The sequence below is a fragment of the Pantoea sp. CFCC18177 genome, from assembly GCF_059412425.1.
On sequence record NZ_JBNBPL010000051.1, the window covers coordinates 1 to 3,823 of the forward strand.

Genomic DNA, 3,823 nt, shown 5'->3' on the forward strand with positions numbered 1-3,823 from the left:
ATAGTGAGTCTCCTCTGCTATGCCAATTTATAACTGTTACCCATGTGCCCGGTCTAAAGTGTTACCTATGTGCCCGGTTTGCACCTAAATGCGCACCCTACAACTGACTGGCGTTTTCTGTTACCCATGTGCCCGGTTTGCGCATTAACGCGATCGATATTGTAGGGTCGCCATTGATGGCGACCTGGTTGAATTCCGCACCGGTTAACGCCGCGATTTCCACCACAGCAGCGCAATTGCCACCGCAAAAATCGCGCCGAAACCGATACCGGTTGCCACGGCTGGCGCGCCCAGCTTAATCGCGATGGTGTACAGTCCCAGCATCACCAACATCGCGATGTTTTCACCGAAATTCTGCACCGCGATGGCATTTCCCGCTCCCACGGAATCTTTGCCGCGCTCCTGCAGCAACGCATTGAGCGGCACCACAAAGAAACCGCCCAGCGCACCAATCACCATCAGCACCAGGTAGGCGTTGAGCAGGCTGGTTTGCAGTGAGAACACCACCACCATCACGCCGATCAATATCCCTGCGGGCATACAACGGCGCACGGTCTGCAGCGTGACCAGTTTTGCCGCTGCGGCCGCCCCGATCACGATACCAATCGCCACCATGGCATTGAGGGTGGTCGGCGTTTTATTGTCGGTGATGCCAAGCGCCACCGGCACCCACAGCACCAGCAGAAAACGCAGCGTCACCCCTGCCCCCCAGAACATGCTGGTGCCGAGCAGAGAGAAACGTGTTTCTCCGTTGCGCCACAGCAGCAAACCCGAACCCGCGAAGCTGCGCAGCATCGCGCCGAAGTGCCAGCTTTGCCCAGGTCGCGCCGCCAGCAGCTTAGGAATAAAGATATTCGCCACAACCGCCAACGCGTAAGTGAGCGCACACACAATCAGTGCCGCCAGCAGATTCCAGTCAGCGAGAATACCGCCCGCCACTGAACCGAGCAGGATGGCCGCAATGGTCGATGACTCCATCAGCCCATTGGCCTTGACCAGTCGCTCACCGCTGGTGATCTCGGTCAGGATGCCGTACTTGGCTGGCGAATAGGACGCCGCGCCAATGCCCACCAGCGTATAGCCGAGGAACGGGTTAAAACCAAAACAGATAATCAGTGCCCCCAGCAGCTTTAAGCTGTTGGCGAACATCATCACCCGCCCTTTGGCAAAGCTGTCTGCCATCTGGCCGACAAAAGGCGCGAGCACGATGTAAGTGGCCACAAACATCATCTGTAATATTGGCTGGCTCCAGTCGGGATAGAGCTGGCTTTTCAGTACCGCCAGGGTGGCAAACAGCAGCGCATTGTCGCCAAAGGCCGAGAAAAACTGTGCCACAATCACCGCCATCATGTTGCGTGACAGCAAAGGTGAATCCGGGTTAACTGCCTGGCTCATGCCTGTTCCTCTCCGGCCAGCTGTTTCAGGCTGACGTAGTCTGGTTTGCCACTGCCGAGCTGCGGCAGCTGTTTCATAAAGCGGATGTCACGCGGCACCGCGAGTTCTGGCGCGCCAATGTCACGTGCGGCTTTGAGCAGCCGATCGCGGCTCAACTCGGTGTCAGTAGTAAACAGCACCAAGGCTTCACCGCGATGACCGTCCGGACGCAACGAAGCAGCATGCTGTTTGTCGCCGGAGGCTTTCAGGGCAATCTGCTCGACGCTCTCCAGTGACACCATCTCACCGGCGATTTTAGCAAAGCGCTTAGCACGGCCCTGAATCTGGCAGAAACCGCCCTCATCGAAGCTGACGATATCGCCGGTATCGTACCAACCCGGCTCCATCTCCCCTTCGCCGTTATCCGCCACCGGCTTCTCCAGCACGCCAGGATTCTCAACGCGCAGATAGCCATTCATCACGTTTGGCCCGCGCAGTTGCAGACGACCGCCCTGCTCAATGCCCGGCACCGAAATCAGGCGTGAATCCATACCCGGCAGGATACGTCCCACGGTGTGAGTTCTCGCCGCCATCGGCACGTTGATTGCCACCACCGGTGCGCACTCGGTGACGCCATAACCTTCAAGGATGCGAATGCCATACTTCTCCATATAGATTTGGCGCGTGCCTTCCTGCAGCTTTTCAGCTCCCGCCACCACGTAGCGCAGTCGCGCAAAATCATACGGGTTGGCAAAGCGCGCATAGTTGCCGAGGAAGGTCGAGGTACCAAACAGCACGGTGCAGTTACGGTCATACACCAGCTCCGGCACGATGCGGTAATGCAGCGGACTCGGATAGAGAAACACCTGTGCGCCGGTCAGCAGCGGCGTGAACAGGCCAACTGTCAGGCCAAAGGCATGGAACAGCGGCAACGCCGACATAAAGCGGTCACGCGGGGTGAAGTCCGCCACGGTACGGATCTGTTCAACGTTGGCCAGCAGGCTTTTATGCGAGTGCACCACGCCTTTAGGATTGCCTTCCGATCCCGAGGTGAACAGCACCATCGCGACGTCTTCCGGCTGCTGCGGGACCTGCGCACGGCGTGGCATCAGCAAGTGCGCCACAATCCACAGCTTGTCTTTGAGGGTGACGGTGTCTTTCAGGTCTTCCAGGTAGATCCACTGCACTTCCGTGAGCCCCTGCGGCAGATGCCACAGGTTGCCCTTTTCCAGGAACTGACGCGAGGTGAAGACGGTTTTCACCTGTGAAGCGGTCAGCGCTGCACGCATGCCGTTCACGCCTGCAGTGTAATTCAGCATCGCCGGGATGCGTCCACGCAGCGAGGCACCCAGAATCGTCGCCGCCGTCACGGTGGCATTCGGCAGTAACAGGCCGACGTATTCGCCCTGCTGGCTGTAACGCTCAAGGATACGCCCCACACCCAGCGACTTTTTCAGCAGTCCGGTGTAGCTGTCCGGCTTGAAATTGATGTCTTCGATGCACGACTTGGTCAGGCCATAGCGCTGACGTGCATTGAGAAACGCCTCAAACAGTGTTTCACGAGGACGCACCGCCATACGCGCTTCCATCATCACATGATGTAAATGCTCACCCGCCAGCTGGCGACGATCGCGCGCGCGTTTGGCTTCAGGCATCGGGATGATAGTGGCAGGCAATACGCTTAAGGTGATGCGCGGGAATAGGCGACGCTTAAACACCCCCGCCAGGCGACCAAACGGCGTGTATTCCGCGCCCTCAATGCGCATCGGCACCACGGTGGCACCGGATTTCGCCGCCACAAAGCCCGCACCGCTGTAGATTTTCATCAGTGAGCCGGTGACGGTGATACGCCCTTCCGGGAAGATTACCACCGGACGGCCTTCGTTGATCATGCGCACCAGATGTTTGATCGACATCGGTTTGGTGGGATCGAGGGGCACAAAATCGATGATCGGCTTGAGGAGGCGCATAAACCACTGATCGCTGATCGACGAATAGACGGCGAACACCGGTTTGATCGGCAGGAACAGGGCCACCAGCACGCCATCCAGGAATGACATGTGGTTGGGGGTGATCAGCACTTTTTCTTTATGCAGAGCGGTGAGATCGCCACGCAGTTCTACCCGCCATAACAGGCGGAAGAGGAAACGCAGAACAGTGAATAGCATGCCAACTCCTTAGCAGCGGTAAAAAATGGCTCTTACCTTGCAGGATCTGGCGATTTTCGACAAGTAGCGCGGTGATTTATCGTGATGAATTCAGGTGCGCATCAATGCGCTCCCCAGGGCTTTACAGAGCCGCCATTTATGCCGCCATGCTCGTCAGTTAAGCACTCAGGCTGCTTATTAATAAGTGGCCTGTCTTTTCAGTGCGGGCTCTGCCGCCACTACTGCCCCCTCTGGGCCGTCCTCGCGCCGCTAAAGCGGTACCTTCGACTTCCACGTCGTGC

The 3,823-nt window shown here is 57.9% G+C and carries 2 protein-coding genes; both read right to left on the reverse strand.

The features are described from left to right. Window positions 1–204: 204 nt before the first annotated feature. Entirely contained in the window at window positions 205–1,395 is a 1,191-nt protein-coding gene (gene lplT / locus ACPUC8_RS25965; RefSeq protein WP_494927745.1) for a lysophospholipid transporter LplT, read from the reverse strand. Next, entirely contained in the window at window positions 1,392–3,542 is a 2,151-nt protein-coding gene (gene aas, locus ACPUC8_RS25970) for a bifunctional acyl-ACP--phospholipid O-acyltransferase/long-chain-fatty-acid--ACP ligase (protein WP_494927746.1), read from the reverse strand. The genes lplT and aas overlap by 4 nt, the downstream gene beginning before the upstream one ends. Window positions 3,543–3,823 lie beyond the last annotated feature (281 nt).